At 63.7% G+C, this 23,112-nt stretch carries 25 protein-coding genes; 7 read left to right on the forward strand and 18 right to left on the reverse strand.

The window, feature by feature from the left end; translation table 11 throughout:
* Positions 1–327: 327 nt before the first annotated feature.
* From IWX87_RS17970 to IWX87_RS17980, 3 genes are all read right to left on the reverse strand, one after another.
* Positions 328–984 carry a transmembrane anchor protein gene (locus tag IWX87_RS17970; protein WP_196864887.1) on the reverse strand — a complete coding sequence of 219 codons (657 nt, stop codon included), beginning with the start codon at positions 982–984 and terminating at the stop codon, positions 328–330.
* Between the two features lie 20 nt (positions 985–1,004).
* On the reverse strand, positions 1,005–1,742 hold the full coding sequence (locus IWX87_RS17975) for a HupE/UreJ family protein (protein ID WP_196864888.1): 738 nt from the start codon (positions 1,740–1,742) through the stop codon (positions 1,005–1,007).
* Between the two features lie 93 nt (positions 1,743–1,835).
* Positions 1,836–2,189: a hypothetical protein gene (locus IWX87_RS17980; protein WP_196864889.1), complete on the reverse strand. Its 354-nt coding sequence runs from the start codon at positions 2,187–2,189 to the stop codon at positions 1,836–1,838.
* Between the two features lie 120 nt (positions 2,190–2,309).
* Between IWX87_RS17980 and IWX87_RS17985 the strand changes: the two genes are divergently transcribed.
* From IWX87_RS17985 to IWX87_RS17995, 3 genes are all read left to right on the forward strand, one after another.
* Positions 2,310–2,588: a metal-sensing transcriptional repressor gene (locus IWX87_RS17985; protein ID WP_196864919.1), complete on the forward strand. Its 279-nt coding sequence runs from the start codon at positions 2,310–2,312 to the stop codon at positions 2,586–2,588.
* A gap of 8 nt (positions 2,589–2,596) precedes the next feature.
* Positions 2,597–3,910 carry an MFS transporter gene (locus IWX87_RS17990; protein ID WP_196864890.1) on the forward strand — a complete coding sequence of 438 codons (1,314 nt, stop codon included), beginning with the start codon at positions 2,597–2,599 and terminating at the stop codon, positions 3,908–3,910.
* Between the two features lie 252 nt (positions 3,911–4,162).
* Complete coding sequence (locus IWX87_RS17995) at positions 4,163–4,429, forward strand: hypothetical protein (RefSeq protein ID WP_196864891.1); 267 nt, start codon at positions 4,163–4,165, stop codon at positions 4,427–4,429.
* Between the two features lie 221 nt (positions 4,430–4,650).
* On the opposite strand, the gene IWX87_RS18000 is transcribed toward IWX87_RS17995, so the two are convergent.
* From IWX87_RS18000 to purE, 4 genes are all read right to left on the reverse strand, one after another.
* Entirely contained in the window at positions 4,651–4,860 is a 210-nt protein-coding gene (locus tag IWX87_RS18000) for a hypothetical protein (RefSeq protein ID WP_196864892.1), read from the reverse strand.
* A 247-nt stretch (positions 4,861–5,107) separates the two neighbouring features.
* The gene (locus IWX87_RS18005) at positions 5,108–6,091 is read right to left on the reverse strand and encodes an L-threonylcarbamoyladenylate synthase (RefSeq protein ID WP_196864893.1); all 984 of its coding nucleotides are present in this window, start codon (positions 6,089–6,091) and stop codon (positions 5,108–5,110) included.
* Positions 6,088–7,311, reverse strand: coding sequence for a 5-(carboxyamino)imidazole ribonucleotide synthase (locus IWX87_RS18010; RefSeq protein ID WP_196864894.1), 1,224 nt, complete (start codon positions 7,309–7,311; stop codon positions 6,088–6,090). The genes IWX87_RS18005 and IWX87_RS18010 overlap by 4 nt, the downstream gene beginning before the upstream one ends.
* Positions 7,308–7,817 (reverse strand): 5-(carboxyamino)imidazole ribonucleotide mutase, encoded by a 510-nt coding sequence (gene purE / locus IWX87_RS18015; RefSeq protein ID WP_196864895.1) that lies wholly within the window; start codon positions 7,815–7,817, stop codon positions 7,308–7,310. Before purE ends, IWX87_RS18010 begins: the two co-directional genes overlap by 4 nt.
* 217 nt (positions 7,818–8,034) lie before the next feature.
* Here purE and IWX87_RS18020 point away from each other — a divergent pair, with 217 nt between their 5' ends.
* The 3 genes from IWX87_RS18020 to IWX87_RS18030 are packed head-to-tail and all read left to right on the forward strand — an operon-like array spanning position 8,035 to position 10,632.
* The gene (locus IWX87_RS18020) at positions 8,035–8,928 is read left to right on the forward strand and encodes a tetratricopeptide repeat protein (protein ID WP_196864896.1); all 894 of its coding nucleotides are present in this window, start codon (positions 8,035–8,037) and stop codon (positions 8,926–8,928) included.
* Between the two features lie 15 nt (positions 8,929–8,943).
* Positions 8,944–10,125, forward strand: a complete 1,182-nt coding sequence (locus IWX87_RS18025; protein ID WP_196864897.1) for a serine hydrolase — start codon at positions 8,944–8,946, stop codon at positions 10,123–10,125.
* Between the two features lie 9 nt (positions 10,126–10,134).
* A complete protein-coding gene (locus IWX87_RS18030) occupies positions 10,135–10,632 on the forward strand; it encodes a cupin domain-containing protein (protein ID WP_196864898.1) in 498 nt (165 codons plus the stop codon).
* Positions 10,633–10,986: 354 nt separating this feature from the next.
* Here IWX87_RS18030 and IWX87_RS18035 read toward each other — a convergent pair whose 3' ends face one another.
* From IWX87_RS18035 to IWX87_RS18050, 4 genes are all read right to left on the reverse strand, one after another.
* Positions 10,987–11,904, reverse strand: coding sequence for a phosphoribosylaminoimidazolesuccinocarboxamide synthase (locus tag IWX87_RS18035; RefSeq protein ID WP_196864899.1), 918 nt, complete (start codon positions 11,902–11,904; stop codon positions 10,987–10,989).
* A gap of 103 nt (positions 11,905–12,007) precedes the next feature.
* Positions 12,008–13,072: a class II fructose-bisphosphate aldolase gene (gene fba, locus IWX87_RS18040; RefSeq protein WP_196864900.1), complete on the reverse strand. Its 1,065-nt coding sequence runs from the start codon at positions 13,070–13,072 to the stop codon at positions 12,008–12,010.
* Positions 13,073–13,211: 139 nt separating this feature from the next.
* The gene (locus IWX87_RS18045; protein WP_196864901.1) at positions 13,212–14,582 is read right to left on the reverse strand and encodes a histidine kinase dimerization/phospho-acceptor domain-containing protein; all 1,371 of its coding nucleotides are present in this window, start codon (positions 14,580–14,582) and stop codon (positions 13,212–13,214) included.
* The gene (locus tag IWX87_RS18050; protein WP_196864902.1) at positions 14,579–15,271 is read right to left on the reverse strand and encodes a response regulator; all 693 of its coding nucleotides are present in this window, start codon (positions 15,269–15,271) and stop codon (positions 14,579–14,581) included. The genes IWX87_RS18045 and IWX87_RS18050 overlap by 4 nt, the downstream gene beginning before the upstream one ends.
* 110 nt (positions 15,272–15,381) lie before the next feature.
* Here IWX87_RS18050 and IWX87_RS18055 point away from each other — a divergent pair, with 110 nt between their 5' ends.
* Positions 15,382–16,104: a phosphatase PAP2 family protein gene (locus IWX87_RS18055; protein ID WP_231374906.1), complete on the forward strand. Its 723-nt coding sequence runs from the start codon at positions 15,382–15,384 to the stop codon at positions 16,102–16,104.
* On the opposite strand, the gene IWX87_RS18060 is transcribed toward IWX87_RS18055, so the two are convergent.
* The 7 genes from IWX87_RS18060 to def form a co-directional block, all read right to left on the reverse strand.
* Positions 16,046–16,915: an alpha/beta hydrolase gene (locus IWX87_RS18060; protein WP_196864903.1), complete on the reverse strand. Its 870-nt coding sequence runs from the start codon at positions 16,913–16,915 to the stop codon at positions 16,046–16,048. The two genes, IWX87_RS18055 and IWX87_RS18060, sit on opposite strands and share 59 nt — an antisense overlap.
* Before the next feature lie 170 nt (positions 16,916–17,085).
* Positions 17,086–18,519: a pyruvate kinase gene (gene pyk / locus IWX87_RS18065; RefSeq protein ID WP_196864904.1), complete on the reverse strand. Its 1,434-nt coding sequence runs from the start codon at positions 18,517–18,519 to the stop codon at positions 17,086–17,088.
* Positions 18,520–18,732: 213 nt separating this feature from the next.
* A complete protein-coding gene (locus IWX87_RS18070) occupies positions 18,733–19,932 on the reverse strand; it encodes a phosphoglycerate kinase (protein WP_196864905.1) in 1,200 nt (399 codons plus the stop codon).
* Positions 19,933–20,320: 388 nt separating this feature from the next.
* Positions 20,321–20,656, reverse strand: coding sequence for an AzlD domain-containing protein (locus IWX87_RS18075; RefSeq protein ID WP_196864906.1), 336 nt, complete (start codon positions 20,654–20,656; stop codon positions 20,321–20,323).
* Positions 20,653–21,411, reverse strand: coding sequence for an AzlC family ABC transporter permease (locus tag IWX87_RS18080; RefSeq protein ID WP_370583953.1), 759 nt, complete (start codon positions 21,409–21,411; stop codon positions 20,653–20,655). Before IWX87_RS18080 ends, IWX87_RS18075 begins: the two co-directional genes overlap by 4 nt.
* A 6-nt stretch (positions 21,412–21,417) precedes the next feature.
* Positions 21,418–22,380 carry a methionyl-tRNA formyltransferase gene (gene fmt, locus IWX87_RS18085; RefSeq protein ID WP_196864907.1) on the reverse strand — a complete coding sequence of 321 codons (963 nt, stop codon included), beginning with the start codon at positions 22,378–22,380 and terminating at the stop codon, positions 21,418–21,420.
* 67 nt (positions 22,381–22,447) lie between these two features.
* On the reverse strand, positions 22,448–22,969 hold the full coding sequence (def, locus tag IWX87_RS18090) for a peptide deformylase (RefSeq protein ID WP_196864908.1): 522 nt from the start codon (positions 22,967–22,969) through the stop codon (positions 22,448–22,450).
* Positions 22,970–23,112: the final 143 nt, after the last annotated feature.

Genomic DNA, 23,112 nt, shown 5'->3' on the forward strand with positions numbered 1-23,112 from the left:
TGCTGCCCCATCACTGGCAGCCTGCGGGCTGACGCTTCGCTAACCCGTAGCATATTTCGACATGCTTATTCAAGATGTCATCGCTGGCCGCTTACGTAATTTCAACCAAAGAGGAACAAACTCATTCGTGGCTGTGTCCGTGGCCAGAGTTGCCGTCGTTGTCGTTGGGGCCTGCTTTTTCGCATCCGCTGAGCGTAGCCAAGAAACAGATTATCAAAAAAGTGCCGCCGAGAGTTTTTAGCGTTTTCATTTAAATATTCATTTGAGAGGTGTATCAGATCGAGTGCAGTGAAATTGCGCTGCGATGGGTATCGCAGCGCCCTTCATTTACTTCATTTTTTTGATGTCGGTGTAGTCGCCACGGGTCCGCAGAATCACCTTCACGTTGGACTTGCCCCGGTTGCGCCAATACCAGCCGTGATTGCCAGTGAACGCGGCCTCAAGCACGCCTTCATCGGAAGAAACTCCGCGACCTTTTTCGTAGCTGATCGACTTGCCCTGTGCATCGCCGTGGGTGTCGAAATTGACCTCACCGCCCTCGACCACCCAAGCATATTGGGCCTTTGCGCCTTCAACCATCTTCAGTTTGATTTCCGTTCCTTCTCCTGGCGCCAGCGTGAAGGGCATCTCGTCGCGCCATTCAATCTTGGGCGCCGCCTTGGCCGGCTCCTTCGGGGCAGCAGCCACTGCAGCCTTCACTGCAGGTTCTGCCGCATTGACTACAGCCATGCCAGGCGCCCCAGCTGCGGGCGACTGGGCAGCCGCAGCATCGGCCGCAGCCTCTGCCGCCAGCTGTTGCTTGATGTCGCCCATTTCCGTCATTCGCAGGATTCGACCGACCCCGGTGGGGTCGATGCCGTATTCAGCCGGAAGAACGACGGCAACCAGGAGGACCAGCGCCGAAATGGCGGCCAGCACGGTGGAGCGCAAAAGCTGCCTGGAAGAAGGCAACTCGGCGCGCAAGGGGGTATCGCTGTTGTACATGTTGAATATTCCTTGGGTGTTCAGGATACGAAGTAGCCGGCGAGCTGCATGCCCACCAGAATGAAGCCTGCGCTCATCATGGCGACGTTGGCGGTGTAGGCGTTGCGAATGAAGCTGGGGGTGCGGCGCCAGTAGCTCATGCCGATCAGGATGACCGTCAATGCCAGCAGCTGGCCGATTTCCACGCCGACGTTGAAGGCGAGCAGGTTGGGCACCAGTCCGTTGGGCGAGATCTCGTACTCAATGATTTTGGTCGCCAAGCCAAAGCCGTGGAAAAGACCAAACACCAGGGTTGCAACCTTGGTGTTGGGCTGGAATCCCAACCATCGCTGGAAAGCGCCGATGTTGTCCAAGGCCTTGTAGACCACGGACAGGCCGATGATCGCGTCGATCAGGTAGCTGTTGATTCCGACGTTGAAGTACACGCCCAGGATCATGGTGGTGGAGTGACCCAACGCAAACAGGCTGACGTAGATACCGATGTGCTGGATCCGGTAGAGGAAGAAGATCACCCCGAAGAGAAACAGGATGTGGTCGTAGCCCGTCATCATGTGTTTGGCGCCCAGGTACATGAAGGGCAGCAGATTGATGCCCGAAATCTCCTGGATATAGCCTTTGTCGCCTTCAGTGACGGCGTGGGCCAAGGCCTCTGTGCCGCCCACAAAAAGGCAGATAAAGAATGCCGAAAGAAGCAAGAAACGGGATGGCCAATTCGCCCATAGCGAACGTGGCAGCCTGTCGTGAACATAGCTGTGCATGGAGACTCCGATAGTCTGAAAGAAAGGGAAGCGCTGCGTGGCGCTGCGTGGCGCAGCGCGAGTGCGAGTGCGAGTGCGAGTGCGGAAAGGGTCTCAGCCCATCGGAGGGCGTTCCAGCCGGGACGCCTCCACCATTTGAATCCAAGGCCGCACCCGCACCCGCCAGCCGGGAAGCTGTGGTGCGGCCGAACTCAAGGCGACGGGCAGGGCGTGAGCGTTGTCGTGCGAATGATCCGCCCCGTGGTGGGCATGGCCAGCATCGGCGCTCTTGTCCAGCACCGCTGATTCGCCGTCTTCATCCCCGTGCACATGGCTGTGCGCTTCTCCGGTAGCGGATGAAGCGTCATGAAACGTTGTTGCCATGGCTGCCAGGCCGTGGGAACTTGTTCCACCCATCGAGGAGAGGATGGTGCCGAACATGATCGCCACCAGAACCAGCCACCGCATGCACAGCGCTGCCCCGTTAGGGTACAAGCAGGATGAGGCGCGCAGGCTCATGGCGTGCAATTGGGTTTCGTGAACATTGAAGAAGATTATAGTAACCTCCCCCAGGGGATAAAATTGACCATGAAACAACCGCATACTCATGCCTCCCATCCTGCCATCATCAAACGCCTGCGCAAAGCCGGCGGACACCTGAGCAGCACAATAGAAATGCTGGTGCAGGGACGAAGCTGCCTCGATGTCGCGCAGCAGCTGCAGGCGGTGGAAAAAGCGATTCAGCAAGCCAAGAAAGCCCTGATCCAGGACCATTTGGACCACTGTCTGGAAGATCTGGTGGGCCCCTTGGAGGCCGGCCAACGCCAATCCATGGACGAGTTCAGGGAAATCACGCGTTATCTCTGAGGCACACCATGCTGGACATTCTTGCCAACCGCACCTACCGCCATTTGTTCGCCGCTCAGGTGATTGCCTTGATCGGGACCGGGCTGGCGACGGTGGCGCTGGGGCTGCTGGCCTTTGACCTTGCCGGCGACAACGCGGGCATGGTGCTGGGCACGGCGCTGGCCATCAAGATGGTCGCGTATGTTGGCGTGGCGCCGGTCGCAGCGGCATTTGCCGAGCGCCTGCCCAGGCGCACCATGCTGGTCGCGCTGGACCTGGTTCGTGCGGGTGTTGCCCTGGTGCTGCCGTTTGTCTCGGAGATCTGGCAGGTGTACGTGCTGATCTTTGTGCTGCAGGCGGCGTCGGCTGCCTTTACGCCCACCTTCCAGGCCACCATCCCCGACGTGCTGTCGCAAGAAAAGGACTACACCAAGGCCTTGTCGCTCTCACGCCTTGCGTACGACATGGAGAGCTTGGTCAGTCCGATGCTGGCTGCTGCTTTGCTCACGGTAATCGGCTTTCACGATCTGTTTGCCGGCACGGTGGTGGGATTCTTGGCGTCGGCAGCGCTGGTGGTGTCGGTGGTCCTGCCGGCGCATCCAGCGCCGCAGCGCCGCAGTATCTACGACCGCACCACGCGCGGGCTAAGAATCTACCTGGCCACACCCCGGTTGCGCGGGCTGCTGGCCGTCAATGCGGCCGTGGCAGCGGCAGGCGCCATGGTTTTTGTCAACACGGTGGTCATCGTGCAGGCCGGATTGGGCCTGACCCAGAGCGCGGTGGCCTTGGCGTTGGCCAGTTTCGGCGCGGGCTCCATGCTGGCGGCACTGGTCTTGCCACGCGTGTTGGACAAACTCACCGACCGCAGCGTGATGTTGGGCGGCATCGGGTTGATGGTCGCAGGCATGTTCGTGGGCACCTGGGTGGCCGGACATGCCGCGCTGATGGCTTTGTGGTTCGCGCTCGGCTTGGGTTACGCCACCGCCCAGACACCCGCCGGGCGCCTGTTGCGGCGATCCTCGAACCCGGAGGATCGCCCGGCGCTATTTGCCGCACAGTTCGCGCTGTCGCATGCCTGCTGGTTGTTGTTTTACCCCTTGGCCGGCTGGCTAGGCGCTCGCTATGGCATGCCCGTGACGTTTGCGGTTCTGGGCAGTGCCGGCGCAGTGGCCGTGTGGGTCACCACGATGGTCTGGCCACCCCAGGATCCTGATGTGATTGAGCACGAACACACAGAATTGGCCCCCGGGCATACCCATGGCGCAACCAGCCATGGCATACGTCATTCGCACCCTTTCGTGATCGACGACAACCACCCAAGCTGGCCGGGGTTGGGTGGTTGATGTCGAAATTCTGAGGGCAACGCAGGACTGCCAGACTACTGTTTCCACCACTGCATCGCACATGCGTGCGGGCGTGACATGGCTTCGCAAGTCGCTGTTTGACGCTATGGTGAATAAGTAGCGACAAAGAGCTATCTACGGGAAAGCTGACTTTTGGGTACGACTCTTATTTGCTTGTAGAAGTCAGCAGCCAAGGAAACAGGCATTTCTTGGCTCGGTGGCTCCAAGAGACCAAAGCCCCCTCTACGGCCGTTGGAATTAACCTCTCCGGATGCGGCCAATCGTCTTAATCGGCTCTCGCTGCTCAAGCGCAGACCACTGGTAGATGCTGATTTCTCAGATCGAATGACCGCCATGGGACGCACGTTACAGCGAATAGCCCTTACTGAACAACCGTTCCCAATGTTGGAGCAGTCGGTTGCCGGTGCCGCAGTCATCGAAATCGTCGCCGCATTGCTGACGGTCAAGTTGCTGGTTCCAATGCCGGGTCTGGAGCAAGCAGTTCCGGAGGTCGACTGACTCTTGTCAGTCTGAAACAGACTTCCGTTATGCAGCCGGAGCAGTCAGTCGCGGTTCATGACCGATGGGCAGAGCGGGGCCATATCCAGCCATTTGCCAACGGCAGCTTTGTAGAAGTTCAATTCTCACGTATTTTCTGTCTGTTGGTCACCCTTCATGACGGGCTTGCAGGGCTGTCCGGCCAGTAGTCGGTGGTCGGACGTGCAGGTACTGAGCCGCGCTTAATCCTTCAGGCTCACCCCCAGGGCATTCAGCTTTTTTGCGTACGAATCCCTGCGTTTGGCTGCCTTTGCAGCGGTTTCGATAGCCGCCTGAATGGCCTTGGGCCCTTTTTTTTCAATCGCTTTGATCAATCCGAATTTTTGAGCAGCATCCAGCTCCGCCCTCCTGAAAGTGGCAAGGAGTTCGGCATGGGCAAGGGATGGATTCACAAGGACCTCATTGTCTAAAGCGTTATTTTCTGCGGTTTTTCGCGCTGACAGCCCTTGAAGGCGTTGCGCGTGTCTGCTTTGCGCCTGGAAATCCAGATTGCCGACTTCCGCATCAGGTCGGCAGTGGACGCACGAAATAGCTCATTGACTGACCGCAATCAGTCGGAATATTTCGGTCGGCTCGCCGCGTGCAACGTCTGTTCGTAAACGGCACCCGCCACCCATCCCCCACAAGTAGCCCACCACCTCAGCTCGCCGCAGCCCGCCCCAGCCGGTCGCGCACGCCGTCCCAGGCCATGTCGGCGGGCGGGTTTTCTATCCAGATCAGCTTGGCGTCCTGGGCGTCGAAGTCGCGCAGCACGGCGAACAGTTGCTGCGCGGTGGCCAGCGCGTCGTCGGGCATGCGGCGCAACAGTACCTGGGCCGACTTGACGCGCAGCACGGCGCGGGCATAGACGGCGATGTGGGCCGCTTCGGCGCCCAGCAGGTCGAGCGCAGTTTGCAGCGCGGCGGCGTCCATCAGCCGCACTTTGGCGTTGGGCGCGTAATGCGCCTCCAGCGTGCCGGAAGCGCGGGGTGTTTGGCCTGCGGCTTGCAAATCTTCCTTGTCCAGCACCGGCTCGCCGCAAGCCGCTTGCAGTTGCTCGCGGGTCAGCACGCCAGGGCGCAGCAGCACCGGCCGGCCACGGGTGCAATCGACAATGCTGGACTCGATGCCGACCGCGCACGGCCCGCCGTCGAGCACCAGCAAGTCATCGCCAAACTCGCCGGCCACATGCAGCGCGGTGGTCGGGCTGACGCGGCCAAAGCGGTTGGCGCTGGGGCCGGCCACGCCTGTGTTGCAGGCCTTTAAAAAAGCCAGTGCGACCGGATGCGCCGGGCAGCGCAGGCCGATGGAATTCTGGCCGCCAGCAGCAGCAGCGGCGACGCCGGGCTGGCGCGGCAAGATGACCGTCAGCGGGCCGGGCCAGAAGGCGTCGATCAGCCGCTGGGCAAATGCCGGCACTTTGCTGGCGTAGTCGCTCACCTGGCGGGCGCTGGCCACATGAACAATCAACGGGTGGTCGGACGGCCGGCCCTTGGCGGCAAAGATGCCGGCGACGGCTTCGTCGCTGGAGGCATCGGCCCCCAGGCCATAAACGGTTTCGGTCGGAAAGCCGACCAGCCCGCCAGCCCGGATGCAGCGGGCGGCGTCTTCAATGGCTTGCGGGTCGGTGCCGGGCAGAATCATTCGTCGCCTTCAAAACCCGGCAGGCCCAGAATCCTTGCCGCCTGGCGGGCCGTGGCTTTCACGCCGGCCACGTCGGCGCCGGTGATCGTCAAATGGCCCATCTTGCGGCCCGGCCGGGCCTCTAGCTTGCCGTACAAATGCAAATGCGCGCCGGGCAATGCCAGCACCGCCTGCCAGTCGGGCGTGCGCGCCTGGCCCGTAGCGTCAAACCACACATCGCCGAGCAGATTGAGCATGATGGCCTTTGAGTGCTGGCGCGGCGCGGGCAGCGGCAGGCCGGCCATCGCATGCACCTGCAAATCAAATTGCGACACGTCGCAGGCGTCCATGGTGTAGTGGCCGCTGTTGTGCGGGCGCGGCGCCATCTCGTTGACGACCAGCGCGCCGTCGGCGCTGCCATCGTCCACGACGAAAAACTCGACGCACAGCACGCCGACGTAGCCGATGTGACTCGCTATGGATTTAGTAGCTGCCTGCGCCCGTGCAGCAAGCGCCAATGGCATATTTCCTTCATAAACCTCGGTCACGGCCAGGATGCCGTCGACATGCAGGTTCAGCTGCGGCGGAAACGCCACGATGGCGCCGTCCCAGCCGCGCGCCACGATCACCGAGCATTCGGCGCTCAAAGGCAGCATTTTTTCCAGCACGCAGGCCACCTGCCCCAGCTCGGCCCAGGCCGTCGCCAGTTCAGCCGCATTCCGCACGCGCATCTGGCCCTTGCCGTCGTAGCCCATGCGCGCGGTTTTCAAAATGCCGGGCAGCAGGTCGTCGGGCACGGCCTGGAGTTGCTCCGGCGTTTCAATGACAGCGTACGGCGCGCAGCGCACGTCCGCCACACCGGCAGAGGCCATGAAATGCGATTTTTCCTGAATCCGGTCCTGCGCAATCGCCACCGCCGCCGCGCCGGGTGCGACGGGACGCGCCACGGCCAGGGCTTGCAGCGCACTGGCCGGCACATTTTCGAATTCGGTGGTGATGGCGTCGCACAGGCCCGCCAGTTGCGCCAACCCCTGCACATCGGAGTAAGCGGTCTGGATATGGTGGTGGCTGACGCGGCCGGCCGGGCTGTGCGGGTCCGGGTCGAGCACCGCCGTGAAATAGCCCAGGCGCTGCGCGGCATGCACGAACATGCGGCCCAGCTGGCCGCCACCCATGACGCCCAGCGTGGCCGGACGGCCGGTTTCATCGACCGTGCCTGGAAAAATGGGCAAGCGGCTCATACCGGCGGCAGCGTCATGGCGCGGGCGGCTTCGGTCTGCTCGGCGCGAAAAGCCTGCAGCCTGTCGGCCAGCGTTGTGTCATGCAGGGCCAGCAGGGCGACGGCAAACAGCGCTGCATTGGCCGCGCCGGCATGGCCGATGGCAAACGTTGCGACGGGAATGCCTTTGGGCATCTGCACGATGCTGTGCAATGAATCGACGCCCTGCAAATGCTTGCTGGCGACCGGGACACCCAGCACCGGCACGATGGTCTTGGCGGCCAGCATGCCCGGCAAATGCGCCGCGCCGCCGGCACCGGCAATGATCGCCTGCAGGCCGCGTCCGGCGGCGGCTTCGGCATAGGCGAACATAGCGTCGGGCATGCGGTGGGCCGACACCACGCGTGCGTCATGCGCAATGCCGAAATGCTGCAGGATTTGCACGGCGTGCTGCATCGTGTCCCAGTCGCTGCTGGAGCCCATCACCACGCCGACCAGGGGCGCTGCGGAGTTGTTGTTTGTCGTCATAAAGATTGAAGTGCTGAGGTCGCTGAAGGGCTGTGGGCCGATAAGGCGTGATTTTAAGGGCTGGGGTGGCGGGCCGGGCCATGCCCGGCGTAACCGCTGGCTGTGGCTTGCATGCTATCGTCATGGCTGCCGCCAGGACCGCTGCCCGCCCTTTCCTTTCAGGACGCCAGGGCACTGGCCTGAACCCCCTTATTCCAACCTTTAGTTGCCCAACACCATGATCGACGTCACCATTGCCAATTTTCAGCAGGAAGTCATTGAGGCTTCCATGACCACGCCCGTGCTGATCGACTTCTGGGCGCCGTGGTGCGCCCCGTGCAAGTCGCTGGGTCCTGTTCTTGAAAAGGTTGAAATCGCCTACGAAGGGCGTTTCAAGCTGGTGAAGATCGACTCCGACCAGGAGCAGCAACTGGGTGAAGCCTTCAGCATCCGCAGCATCCCGACCTGCATCCTGCTGATGAACGGCCAGCCGGTGGACGGGTTCACCGGCGCGCTCACCGAAGGCAAGATCAAGGAATTCCTGGACAAGCACCTGCCGCCCGCCCCGGAAGCAACGCCGCCCGAAGAAGAAGTGGTGCTGGACAGCGACCCCCAAGCCGTGCTCGAAAGGCTGCAGCATGCGGTCGCGACGAATCCGGCCGATGACAATGCCCGCTTCGACTATGTCAAGCAGCTGCTGAGCCTGGGCCGCGAGGACGATGCCAAGGTGGCGTTTGCGCCGGTGATTGCCCAGACTTCAGTAGTTCGGCGTTTTGATTCCCTGCAACGCTGGATGGATGCTCTGGATTTTGTAGCTACTGATGCAGATGCAGCAAGCGCACAGGCAAAATTTGATGCAAAAATTACCGCCAACAAGCGTGACTTTGACGCCCGCTTCGACCAGGCCCGCCGGCTGATGGCCGACCAGCGCTGGACCGACGCGCTGGACGAACTGCTTGAAATCCTGATGCGCGACAAGGCATGGAACGACGGCCTGGCGCGCAAGACCTACATCGCCATCCTGGACATCATGGAAACGCCCAAGCCCAAGGTCGCCGACGGCCAGATTCCGCCGGAAGACGCCACCGTGGCGACGTACCGCCGGCGCCTGAGCAGCGTGGTGTTGAGCTAACCGGCCCGAGTGGACATGACCGGGATGGTTTTTGCCCCGCCTGCCGAGGTGGGCCTGTGTGCCGGGCGCCTGCAGCGCATGCTGGAGGTGCTGCAGCTTGAAATCGACAGCGGGCGCCTGCCCGGCGCGGTGGCGCTCGTGGCCCGGCGCGGCAAGGTGGCGCTGTTTGAAAGCCTGGGCCAACAGGACCCGGCCACCGGCGCGCCGATGCCGCGCGATGCGGTCTTTCGCATCTACTCGATGACCAAGCCGGTGGTGTCGGTCGCCGTGATGATGCTCATGGAGCAGGGCAAGCTGCTGCTGGGCGAGCCGGTGGCCCGCTACCTGCCCGAGTTCGCGAACCAGAAAGTGGCGCTGGCGCAGGGCGGTCCGCTGGCGCTGCAGGACACAGACCGGCCGGCCACCGTGCACGACCTGCTGCGCCACACGGCCGGCCTGACCTATGAGTTCACGGGCTCGGCCGAGGTGCAGCGCCAGTACACGGCGCTGCAGATGGGTTCGCGCGAGCGCAGCAATGCGCAATTCTCGCGGGTGCTGGCCGCCCTTCCCCTGATGCACCAGCCCGGCAGCGTCTGGGACTACAGCCGCGCCACCGACGTGCTGGGGCGGCTGGTCGAAGTGGTCAGCGGCCAGCTGTTGGGCGACTACCTGCGCGAACATATCCTGGTGCCGCTGGGCATGACCGACACCGCTTTCAGCGTGCCGCAGGCCGACCACGCCCGCATTGCCGAGCCTTTCGCGCATGACCCCGACGGCGGCGTGCCGATGCGGGTGTTCGAGCCGCGCCGCGTGCCGGCGATGCAGAGCGGCGGCGGCGGCCTGCTGTCCACGGCGATGGACTATGCGCGTTTCCTGCAGTTCATGCGCAACAAAGGCACGCTGGAGGGCGTGCGCCTGCTGGGCCCCAGCACGGTGGACTTCATGACGGCCGACCATCTGGGCGCCATTCCTGCGGCAGGCGAGCTGCTGCCGCCCGGCCATGGCTTCGGACTGGGCTTTGCCGTGCGCACGGCCACCGGCTTGGCGTCGGTGCCCGGCTCGGCGGGCTTGTATTACTGGGGCGGCATTGCCGGCACGACCTTTTTCGTGGACCCGGCCCAGGATTTGTATGCCTTGCTGATGATCCAGGCGCCCAACCAGCGCGACTACTACCGCCCCCTGTTTCGCAGCCTGGTGTACGCTGCCCTGACGAACTAGGAGATCACCATGACACCGTCCCCTGAACAGGACCCCGGCCACGGCGCCACCGACTGGAAACACCATGGCGTGCGCGTGGTCCCGGCCGGCCAGCTGGACGGCAATGTGCCGTCCACCCCCGGCATGGAGCGCAAGGCAGCCATCGATTTCGCCCGCGTCGGGGCGCAAAAACTGTGGGCTGGCACCGTCACAATCCATGCCAATGCCAAGACCGGCGCCCACCATCACGGTCCGCTTGAAAGCGTGATCTACGTCGTCAGGGGCCGTGCCCGCATGCGCTGGGGCGACCAGCTGGAGTTCACCGCCGAGGCCGGGCCGGGCGACTTCATCTATGTGCCGCCGTATGTGCCGCACCAGGAAATCAACGCCAGCCCGACCGAGGCGCTGGAGTGCGTGCTCTGCCGAAGCGATGGCCAGGCCGTCGCCATCAACCTGGACATCGCGCCGGTTGAAAAGCCCGAACAGGTGTTGTGGATTGACCCGACCCACCCGCAGGGCGGCGTCTGAGCGCGCTGTAGATTTGTAATTACTCAGCTCCCTCGAAGCTCTCCGTAATCTCTTTTGTCATTGCGGATTTGATGAGCCTGCCCCGGACTTGATCCGGGGCAATCCATGACCCCGTTTGGGGAGAAGTCATGGTTCCCGGGTGCTGAAACCCCGGGCTTGATCCGGGGCCGGGATGACAGAGGCTCATTTCATTGCGCTTTAAACTGAAAAGTGACCTGAGTAGTTACGTAGATTTGTGCAAAAACAGGCTGCAGCGCAGGCAGCGCCTGTGCAAACAGCTATTTATTCAGGAGCAGCGGACCGGCCGCAGCGCCGCTTGGCTGGCCGGCTGCCTGCCGCCGGGGCAAGGGGCGATCAAGCTGTCAGCCGTGTCATCGCTTCGCGGTACTTGGCGGCGGTTTTTTCAATCACGTCCGGGGGCAGATGCGGCGAGGGCGGGGTCTTGTCCCAGGGCTTGCCGTTGATGCGCAGGGCTTCGAGCCAGTCGCGCACGAACTGCTTGTCATAGCTGGGCGGATTCTGCCCGGCGGCAAAGGCCGCTTCGTAGCCTTCGACCGGCCAGTAGCGCGACGAATCGGGGGTCAGCACCTCGTCCATCAGGGTCAGCGTGCCGTTTTCGTCCAGGCCGAACTCGAACTTGGTGTCGGCAATGATGATGCCCTTGGTCAGCGCAAAGGCGGCGGCGGTTTCGTAGATCTTGAGGCTGAGCTGCCTGATCTGCGCGGCCAGTTCGGGGCCGACGATGACCACTACCTGCTCGTAGCTGATGTTTTCGTCATGCTCGCCGGCCTCGGCCTTGGCAGCGGGCGTGAAGACAGGCTCGGGCAGCTTGCTGGCGTTTTTCAGGCCGGCCGGCAGCGGCACACCGCAGACGGACTGGTTTTGCTGGTATTCGGCCCAGCCGCTGCCAGCCAGGTAACCGCGCACCACGGCTTCGACCGGGATGGGTTTGAGCCGCTTGACCAGCATCGAACGGCCCACGACCTGCGGGATTTCAGCCGCCGTCACCACGCTCTCGGGCGCCTCGCCGGTCAGGTGGTTCGGGCAGATGTCGCCCAGCTTGTCGAACCAGAACAGCGCCATTTGCGTCAGCAAGGCACCCTTGCCGGGAATCGGCTCACCCAGGATCACGTCAAAAGCGCTCAGGCGGTCGCTGGCCACCATCAGCAGCCGGTCCTTGCCCACGGCATAGTTGTCGCGCACCTTGCCGCGCGCCAGCAGGGGCAAGGAAGTCAGGGCCGAGGTATGAAGTGCGGGGGTGGTGGTGGTCATGCGGGTCTGCAGGTTGAAAAAATGAAAAAGCCCGTGCGACGCGGGTCGGGCACGGGCTTTGAATTATCGCCAATCCAGCGAAGCCAAGCGCGCAAGCGCTGGGTTAATGAACGACTTGCGCCAGTTCGCCCTTGGCGTACTCGCCAGCGACGACCGACAGGCTGCGGCCCTTGATGCCGGCGGCCTGGCCTTCGCAGCCGAACTCGATGTAGCGCTGCTTGCAGATCGCCTTGGCGGCTTCGCGGGCGGGCTTGAGCCATTCACGGGCATCGAACTTCTCGGGGTTTTCAGCCAGGAACTTGCGCACGGCGCCGGTCATGGCCAGGCGGATGTCGGTGTCGATGTTGATCTTGCGCACGCCGAACTGGATGGCCTTCTGGATTTCCTCGACCGGCACGCCGTAGGTTTCCTTCATGTGCCCGCCGTACTGGTTGATGAGCGCCAGCAGGTCCTGCGGTACGCTCGACGAGCCGTGCATGACCAGATGGGTGTTGGGAATGCGGCGGTGGATTTCCTTGACGCGCTCGATGGCCAGGATGTCGCCGGTGGGCTTGCGCGTGAACTTGTAGGCGCCGTGGCTGGTGCCGATGGCAATGGCCAGGGCGTCAAGCTGGGTGCGCTTGACGAACTCGGCGGCTTCCTCGGGGTCGGTCAACAACTGGTCGTGCGTCATGACGGCATCGGTGCCGTGGCCGTCTTCCTTGTCGCCCTGCATGGTTTCCAGACTGCCCAGGCAGCCGAGCTCGCCTTCGACCGACACGCCGGTGGCGTGCGCCATTTCAACAACCTTGCGGGTGACTTCAACGTTGTACTCAAAGCTGGCAATAGTCTTGCCGTCAGCCTCCAGGCTGCCGTCCATCATCACCGAGCTGAAACCCAGCTCGATAGCGCCCTGGCAGATCGCCGGGCTCTGGCCGTGGTCCTGGTGCATGACCAGCGGAATGTGCGGGTAGGCCTCGACAGCCGCCAGAATCAGGTGCTTGATGAAGGCTTCGCCGGCGTACTTGCGGGCGCCTGCGCTGGCCTGCAGGATGACCGGCGCGCCGACCTCGTCAGCAGCGGCCATCACGGCCTGGACCTGCTCCAGGTTGTTCACGTTGAAAGCCGGAATGCCGTAGCCATTGGCGGCGGCATGGTCCAGCAGTTCGCGCATCGAAACAAGTGCCATGATTGAGAGTCCCTGAAAGTTAGAAAGCTGAAGAAAAGGGTGATGTGGGTGGCTGGCGCAGCCGGTGCTGCATAACGGTCGACGGCAGCCGCAGGCCAACCTTAACCTTCATTCTACTGTCTGCCAATAGTCCGTTAGGTCATGAAACCGCTGGGAAACACAGGCGATAACACCGGTTGAACGGTGCTGTTGCCGCGTGTTGCGCGAAGTTGCCGCCATGGATGTCCATCACCCGGCCCGCGATTTTATGACCCAGGCCCAGGCGGTCGGAGGAGACCGGGGCAGCGGCCAACGCGTCGGAAGCGCCCTGGCCGTCGTCGCACACCTGCAGCCAGGCGCGGCCCGCATCATTTCCCCACTGCACGCACACGGCGGTGCCGCGCGCGGTGTGCTGCAGGGCGTTGTCGATCAGGTTGCGCAAGGCGAGTTCCAGCAGCAGCGGATGCGCCTGTACGGTCTGGTGTTCAACGCCCTGGACACTCAGCCGGTGGCCGCTTTGCCAGGCTGCCTGCGCATAGCCGGCGACGACCTCGCGCGCAAGCGTGGCCAGGTCCAGCGGCACCAGCGCCTGCTGCATGCCGGCCTGACCGGTGCGCGCCAGCGCCAGCAGCTGGCTGATGACATGGCCTGCGCGCAGCGCATCGGTGCTGATCTGCTGCAGGGCGGCAGTTTGCGCCTGCGCCGGCAAGGCGCCGCGAAGCGATGCGGCCTGCAGGGCTATCGACGACAGCGGGGTGCGCAGCTCGTGGGCAATTTCGCTGGCCAGCTGCCGCTCCCGCTCCAGCGCCGCCTGCTGCTGACCCACCAGCCGGTTGATCGAGCGCACCACCGAATTGAATTCGCGGTAGGGATGGCGGGCCTGCAGGCGCGTGGTCTGGTCCACCTCCAGCGCTTCCACATCCCGTGCGAGCGCCTGCAGCGGTCGCAGGCCGCGCAAGATGGCCGCGCCCAACACCAGCGCCACCACTGGCAGCAGCCACAGGACAGGCTCGGCAAGCTGGACGGCAACATCCTCGGCCAGTGCTTCCCGTTCCTCCACCCTCACCAGCACCATCACTTGCCGGCTGTGCGAGGCATCCCATTGTGAAAAACTGCGCCAGGCGGTTGACGGGGTGCCCAGCAGCAGGTCGGCAAAACCATCGCGCGCAGCAAAGGCAGGCACCGGCGCCTCGCCGGAGCGTGCCAATACATGGCCCGCCGTGTCGCGCACCACCACGCTCAGCGAAAACTGGTAGTCGTGATACTTCAGGCTGTCCAGCGCCGGCCGGGCCATGTTGATGTTGGCCTGGCGATCCGATTCCAGGGAACTTTGCATGAATGGCGGAAGGTCCAGCATCAGCAGCAGCGCTGCCGTTCCCGCCAGATGGCCGTCGGTCAGTTCATCGGCCTCATGAATACCCGTGCGGTGGCCGACGGCAAAAAATCCGGCCCACACCAGCAGCAGCACACCCAGTACACCCAGCAGCAGGCGAAGCGTCAGCGAAGCCTGGCGATCTGCAAACAGCCTCATGGCGGATCTTCCCGGGGGATGAAATACCCGACGCCGCGCAGTGTCTGGATCACGCTTTCGCCGATCTTGCGGCGCAGGTGATGGACATGGACTTCGACCGCATTGCTGCCCACGGCGTCCTGCCAGTTGTAGAGCCGCGCCTCCAGCTGCTGGCGCGACAGCACCCGGCCGCGCGACTCCAGCAGCAGCAGCAGCAGGGCAAACTCGCGCGGCGTCAGTTCCACCGGCTGGCCAGCGCGCAGCAGAGTGTGCGCCGCCGGGTCGACCACCAGTTCGCCATGCACCAGCAGCGGATGGGCACGCCCCCCGGCCCGTCGCAGCAGCGCGCGCATGCGGGCTTCCAGCTCGTCCAGGTCAAACGGCTTGACCAGGTAATCGTCAGCGCCCAGGTTCAGCCCCAGGATGCGGTCGGCGACCTGGTCGCGGGCGGTCATGATCAGGACCGGCGTCAAGGTGTCGGGCAAACTGCCTGCGGTGGCAGGCGCCTGCCGGATGCGCTGCACCAGTTGGCTGCCGTCGCCATCGGGCAAACCCAGGTCCAGCAGCACCAGGTCGAACGGTTCGCCGCGCAGGGCCGCCCAGGCGCTGCGCAGCGTGCCGCACACATCGACCGCATAGCCCCGCTGCTGCAAGCTGGACTTCAGCCCCAGGGCAATGCCCGTGTCGTCTTCAACCACCAGGATTCTCATGCGCCTATTGTCGCGCCCGTCACCTATTTTTCAGTGGCATGGCTGGGAATTAAGAGTGACTTAAGGCATGGCCGCTACCTTCGCGGTAACCCGACACGCCTGAAGCCCACATGCCTTACCCAATGTTTTTTGTACCCTCGGATCGCACAAACGTTCTACGCTGGACGCTGGGCAGCCTGCTGCTGCTGCTGATCTGGGACTACTCAAGTTTTGACCTGGCCATGGCGCACTGGTTCGGCTCCACAAGCGGTTTTCCGCTGGAAAGTCACTGGCTGTGGCGCAAGCTGCTGCACGACGACCTCAGGCTGTGGCCCTGGGCGCTGGAGCTGTACCTGCTGGTCGGCATGTTCCTGCCCCTGGGCAGTTTGAAACGCCTGCCGATGGCGCGCCGGGTGCAACTGGCGTTGACGACACTGGCCGCGTTGCTGACCGTGTCGACCATCAAACTGTACAGCCATACCAGCTGCCCGTGGGACCTGCAGCAATTCGGCGGCGTGGCGGCGCATGTGTCGCACTGGGCCTGGGGCATTCGCGATGGCGGCACAGGCGGCTGCTTTCCGGCCGGCCATGCGTCGGCGGGCTTTGCCTTCGTGGGCGGATTTTTTGCCTTCAGGCATGTGCTTCCCGGCACCGCCCGGCGCTGGCTGGCAGGGGCGATGCTGGTGGGATTGGTCTTCGGGCTGGCGCAGCAGATTCGCGGCGCCCACTACATGAGCCACACCTTGTGGACCGCCTGGCTGTGCTGGACGGTGGCGGCCGGCGTGGATGCGGCGGTCAGCCAGTGGATTGCACAAACCCGGCCACGCGTGCCAGCACCGGTGCCCGGCTTCTGAGGACCTGCGCCATGGACGCCAGCAAGGTGACATGGCTGACGTCGTCGAACAGTTCGGACTCGACCCGAACGCCGCTGGCCCGAAGCCGCGCCGCCATCGCCACCGTGCTGCGCTGCGGATTCACCACGCTGTCCTTGGTGGGCGCCAGCAGCAGCGCCGGCGGCGAGGCCCGGGAGGCATGGACGATAGGCTGGCTGTCGGCCGGAGTCTGCGGCCAGCTGAAGGCCACCCGGGTCTGCGCGTCGCCAATCGGCAGGAAATCGTACGGGCCGGCCAGCCCGATCCAGCCTGCCAGCCGGGAAGGCGCCAGTCCGACCGCCGCCAGCCAGCGCGCATCGAGGGCGACCATGGCGGCGTTGTAGGCACCGGCGCTGTGGCCCATGACGAAAATCCGCTGCTCGTCAGCACCAAATTCGGCCGCATGGTCAACCGCCCAGCGAACGGCGCTGGCGCTGTCCTGCACAAAGGCCGGGTAGCGGACAGCCGGACTCAGCCGGTAGTCGGCGACCATCGCCACGATCCCGCGCGAGGCCAGCGCCTCGCCGACAAACCGGTAGTCACCGCGCTCGCCCGACGACCAGCTGCCGCCATAGAAAAACACCACCAGCGGGGCACGTGAAGCGCCTGCGGCCGGCTGGTACACGTCGATCAACTGGCGCGGGTCGGTGCCGTAAGCCAGCCCCTCGGTGCGCCGGTAGCTGTCAGTGGACACGGTGGCGTTGAGCAGGTCAGCGCCCGAGCAGGCGGTGAGGAGCGCCGGCAGCATGGCGAACAGTGAGCGTCTGGGCAATTTAGAGAAGATAGTTTTCATGGCTTAGGGCTATACGCAGCGCCCCTGGCGGTGGATTCAGACCAGCACCGACCGTGGGCGCCGTGGACCCTCGCCGCGCCAGCAGGGGCCGTGGAACCGGCTTTGCCGGGCCACAGGGGCAGCGCCCCCTCGGGGTGCAGCGCAGTACGCGAAGCGACAAGCGTGGGGGCCTACGCCACCCGGCAGACCTTGAGCATGTTGGTGCCGCCCGGCGCGCCCATCGGCTCGCCGCAGGTGATGGCGTACACATCGCCACTCTGCACGATGTCCAGGCGCAGCAGGTGGCCTTCCGCCTGCTGCAGCGCGGTGTCGCGGTCGGCGCTGCTGTCCATCAGGATGGACCGCACGTTGCGGTAAAGCGCCATCTTGCGCTGGGTCTCCAGACGGGGGGTCAGCGCGTAGATCGGCACCCGGATGTCATGGCGGCTCATCCACAGCGCGGTCGAGCCGCTGTCGGTCATGGCCACAATCGCCTTGGCGCCCAGGTGGTGGGCGGTGAACAGCGCACCCATGGCAATCGACTGGTCGATACGCGCAAAGGTCTTGCCCGAAAAGTCGGCGCTCAGCTCCTTGTATTCGGCCTTCTCGGCTTCTTCGCAGATCTTCGCCATTTCCTCGACGGTTTCCAGCGGGAAGCGGCCAGCGGCGGTTTCGGCGCTGAGCATCACCGCATCGGTGCCGTCAAGCACCGCATTGGCCACGTCGCTGACCTCGGCGCGCGTGGGCACCGGATTCAGGATCATGCTTTCCATCATCTGCGTGGCGGTGATCACGACCTTGTCGGCTGCGCGCGCCATCTTGATCATGCGTTTTTGCAGCGCCGGCACGGCGGCGTTGCCGACTTCGACCGCCAGGTCACCGCGCGCGACCATGATGCCGTCGCTGACCTTGAGGATTTCATCAAGCTTCGGAATCGCCTCGGCGCGCTCGATCTTGGCGATCAGGCCAGGCTTGTGCTTGTACGGTGCAGCGGCCACGTTGCACAGCTGGCGCGCCATTTCCATGTCGGTGGCGTTTTTCGGAAAGCTCACGGCCACGTAGTCGGCCTGGAAACTCATCGCCGTCTTGATGTCTTCCATGTCCTTGGCTGTCAGCGCGGGCGCGGTCAGCCCGCCACCCTGCTTGTTGATGCCCTTGTTGTTCGACAACTCGCCGCCGAGCTTGACGGTGGTGTGGACTTCCTCGCCGCGCACCGCATTGACGGTCAGCACGATCAGGCCGTCGTTGAGCAGCAGCACGTCGCCGGCCTTCACGTCGCGCGGCAATTCCTTGTAGTCCAGGCCAACGCCTTTGAGGTCGCCCGGCTCGACACGCGACGCATCAAGGATGAATTTCTCGCCCGACACCAGCATGACCTTGCCGTCGGCGAACTTGCCAACGCGGATTTTCGGGCCTTGCAGGTCGGCCATGATGGCGACTTCGCGGCCGGTGCGCTGGGCGACTTCGCGCACCAGAGCGGCCAGGTTGATGTGGTCCTGTGCCTTGCCGTGGCTGAAGTTCAGCCGTACCACATTGACCCCGGCACATATCATTTTTTCCAGCAGAACCGGATCACTGGAAGCAGGGCCGAGAGTGGCAACGATTTTGGTGGCGCGACGCGTCATAAGGGATGTCTCCTTGTAATTTAGTTTCCGATTCTCACACGAAATCGGTTACCAAACGGGTACCAAAAAACCCGCAATCCAGGGCTGTGCGCAGGCTGCAGCGCCAACCCCACGCCCGGCACGCCAGAAATGTGGCTTGAACTCCTGCTTTCAAGCAAAAAATGCCGTTTGCGCATACTGGGCAAGCGCCAGCAGCTATCAAAAACAGAGTCTTCAGTGCGCGTCGCCGGCCCGCTTCTGCAAAATCTCGAAAGCCGGTAGCGTCTTGCCTTCGAGCACTTCGAGGAAAGCGCCGCCGCCGGTCGAGATATAGCCCACGTCTTTTTCGATGCCGTACTTGGCAATGGCCGCGAGCGTGTCGCCGCCACCGGCAATGCTGAAGGCGCTGGACTCGGCAATCGCCCGGGCAATGCCTTCGGTGCCCTTGGAAAAGGCCTCGAATTCAAACACGCCGACCGGGCCGTTCCAGACAATCGTGCCAGCGCGCTTGAGCTGCGCAGCCAGCCGGGCGGTGGTCTCGGGGCCAATGTCCAGGATCAGGTCGTCGTCCTCCACTTCGCTTGCCTGCTTGATGGTGGCGACAGCATCGGCGGCAAAGGTCTTGGCGCAAACCACGTCGGTCGGAATCGGCACCTCGGCGCCGCGCGCCTTCATCGCCTCGATCACGGCGCGGGCCTCGGCCAGCAGGTCGGGTTCGGCCAGGCTTTTGCCGATGTTCAGGCCCTGCGCCAGCATGAAGGTGTTGGCAATGCCGCCGCCGACGATCAACTGGTCGACGTTCTCGGCCAGCGCCTTGAGGATGGTCAGCTTGGTCGAGACCTTGCTGCCGGCGACGATGGCAACCAGCGGCCGCTTCGGATGGGCGAAAGCTGCCGTGATGGCGTCCATCTCGGCGGCCAGCAACGGACCGGCGCAGGCGATGGGCGCGTATTGCGCGATGCCGTAAGTCGAGGCTTCGGCGCGGTGCGCGGTGCCAAAGGCGTCATGCACGAAGATGTCGCACAGCGCGGCCATCTTGCGCGCCAGCGCTTCGTCGTTTTTCTTCTCGCCCGGGTTCAGCCGGCAGTTTTCCAGCATCACCAGCTGGCCGGGTTTCGCGTCCACGCCATCGACCCAGTTCGACACCACGGGAATCTCGCGCTGCATCAACTCACCCAGGCGCTGCGCAACCGGCGCCAGCGAATCCGCCGGCTTGAATTCGCCTTCCGTGGGGCGGCCCAGGTGGGAGGTGACCAGCACCGCCGCGCCGGCATCCAGCGCCATCTGCAGGCACGGCCTTGATGCGCGGATGCGCGTGTCCTCGGTGATGGCGCCACTGGCATCCTGCGGCACATTCAAATCAGCGCGGATGAACACACGCTTGCCCGCCACCTGGCCGCTGGCGCACAAATCGGAAAAACGGATGAAATTCATGGCGACTCGCAAAGTACGAAAGGTTCGAAAAAACCGCCTGCAGGCGGCTGGCTGGAAGAATTGTAGGGGGCCGGCCCCCCCAGTGAGCGACAGCAAAGGCCCTCTATCCAACTCAGCAGGAACCGAGCTACCTGCTTCACTGCGCCGCAGGCCCAGCGGCCCCTGGAGGGCAGCGACCCGCGCAGCGGTGGAGCGTGGAGGCCAGATTCACCAGCAGGGGCCGCAGAACCGGCTTTGCCGGGCTGCAGGGGCAGCGACCCGCGCAGCGGCGGAGCGTAGGAGCCATATTCACCAGCAGGGGCCGCAGAACCGGCTTTGCCGGGCTGCAGGCGCAGCGGCCCCCTCGGGGGGCAGCGACCCGCGCAGCGGCGGAGCGTGGGGGCCAGATTCACCAGCCAAAGCCAAGGTGCAGCAGCAAATACACCACCATGCCGCTGACGATGGTGCCCAGCACGCCCCGGCGCCAGAAAAACCAGGCCACGCCGGCCGCCGTGCCAAACAGCCGGGCATCCTGCCAGGTCGTGATGAGCTGGCCCTGCGTCATGACGATCTCGGGGACGATCACCGACGCCAGCGCGGCAATTGGCGCATAGTCCAGACCGCGACGGGCCAGGTCCGGCAAGGTCCAGGGCTTGTCCGACAAGAAGAAAAAGCAGCGCGTGAGCACGGTCACCCCTGCCATGCCGACAATGGTGGCGAGGGTCCAGAAATCGGTATCGTTCATGGCTTGTCCTGAGGAACGGCAGCGGGCATACGAGCAGCCATGCCCAGGCCGGCGCGCTCCAGCATCAGGCAAATGACCACCGCCGCCGCAATGGCCACCAGGATGTTCAGCTTGAGCGGCAGCGCAAACGCCGCCACGGCCGCCACGCCCGCCACCAGCGCCGCGATGATGCGCAGCCGGGTCGTCACCAGCGAAAAAGAGATCCCGAGCAGCGCTAGAATGCCGGCAAAACCCAACCCCCAGGCGCTCGGTATGAAATTGGCCAGCGCAATGCCGACCAGGCTGCTGCCAACCCAGTTGCCCCAGCACAGCCCGCAATTGCCCGCCAGGTAAGCTTGCTGCGCCAGGCGCTGGCCGGGCTCGTCGCTGGGAATGGGAAAGCGGCGCACGAACAGCACATAGCTCAGATCGGTCGTCAAAAAACCGGTCAGCATGCGCTGCCAGCGGGGCAGGTGCATCAAATAAGCCCGCAGGTGCGCGCTGAACACCACAAAGCGCAGGTTGACGCAAAAGGCCGTGGCCAAAATCACCCAGGCCGGCGCACCCGCGACGAGCAGCGGAATCGCGGCCAGTTGCGCGCTGCCAGCGTACACCAGCACCGTCATCAGGATCGCCTCAAAAATGCTCATGCCCGACTTGACCATGGCCACGCCGGTCATCATTCCCCAGGCGGCAAAACCCGGCGCCACGGCGAACATGTCGTGTGCGCCCTGGCGGAATTCAGCGTGACGGTAGTAGGCAGCGCGCAGGAACACCGATGGTCACTTTCCGAACAGCATGCCGGGCGCCAGCGCAAAGCCGCGCAAAAAATCGGCACTCCCCAGTCGCTTGCCGCCAGCGCGCTGCAACTCGGTGAGCACCAGCACGCCGTCACGGCAAACCACCCGCACACCCTCGGCATTTGCAGACAAAATCTGGCCTTCACGCATATCCGGAGGGCGTGAGCAGCTATCAATTTCGCATTTCCACAGTTTCAAGGTATCTGGCCCCAGCTGCGTGCTGGCACCGGGGAAAGGCGTCATGGCGCGAATGTGCCGGTCCACCACGGCCACCGGCTGCGTCCAGTCGACCGCCGCTTCGGCTTTTTCAATTTTGTGGGCATAGCTCACGCCTTCGGTGGGTTGCTGCACCGGATGCAGCTGGCCGTTTCCCGCCAAATTAAGCGTTTGCACGACCAGTTGCCCGCCCAGCGCGGCCAGCCGGTCATGCAGCGAGCCGGTGGTGTCTGTGGCTTGAATGGCAAGCTTTGCCACCCCCAGCATGTCGCCGGTGTCGAGCCCCGCGTCCATCTGCATCAGGGTGATGCCGGTTTCCCTGTCACCGGCCTGGATCGCGCGGTGGATGGGCGCCGCGCCGCGCCAGCGCGGCAGCAAGGAAGCATGAATGTTGAAACAACCCAGCCGGGGCAAATCGAGCACCCACTGCGGCAGGATCAATCCGTAGGCGGCGACCACCATGGCATCGGCTTGCGCCGCGTGCATCGCGTCGCGCGCGGCAATGGCGTCTTCAGGGTATTTGCCGTCCAGCCGGAGACTTCTGGGCTGGACAACGGGAATCTGATGGCTTTGGGCCCACAGCTTGACGGCGGAAGCCTGCAGCTTCAGCCCGCGGCCGGCAGGTCGGTCGGGCTGGGAGAGCACCAATGGGATTTCAAAACCGGCGCTGTGCAATTGCGCAAGCGCCACTCGGGCAAAGTCAGGGGTACCGGCAAAAATAACGCGCATGGGGCGTGATTCTAAAGAGTCGACGGCGTCTCAAGCATGTCGAAGCGGCAACCCCCTCCTCGCCAAGTCAGCGCACCGCGTCGCGTTCCTCGTCTTTTTTCTGTTTGACCAGCTTGGTCTTGATGCGGTTGCGCTTGAGGGGCGACAGGTATTCGACAAATACCTTGCCCATCAGGTGGTCCATTTCATGCTGGATGCAGACCGCCAGCATGCCATCGGCCTCATGCACCTGGCGCTGGCCATCCAGGTCCAGTGCCTCGACCTTCACCGCCAGCGAACGTTCGACGCCGTCGTAGATGCCGGGCACCGACAGGCAGCCTTCGTCGCCGATGCGCGTTTCCGGGCTGGCCCAGACGATTTCGGGGTTGATCAGCACCAGCGGCTGGTCGCGGGTTTCGCTCACGTCGATGACCAGCAGCCGTTCATGCACATCGACCTGCGTGGCAGCCAGGCCGATGCCCTCGGCGTCGTACATGGTCTGGAACATGGCGTCAGCCAGCTGGCGCACACGGGCGTCGATGGCGACCACCGGCTTGGCCACGGTATGCAGGCGCGGATCGGGATAACGAAGAATGGTGAGTTGGGTCATGGCAGGAATGGGGAGAAGTCGCTATTTTCGCCACTTTTCCTATTTTTCCTATTTTTCAAAGGGTGCAATCGTCTCAGAATCGTCTAATCATTGCTTAATCAAGGGCTTGGGTACAGAATCGCTGGAAAATTATGCAGATACAA

The organism is Polaromonas sp. CG_9.7, assembly GCF_015752205.1.
In the GTDB taxonomy this organism is placed as follows: Bacteria; Pseudomonadota; Gammaproteobacteria; order Burkholderiales; family Burkholderiaceae_C; genus Polaromonas.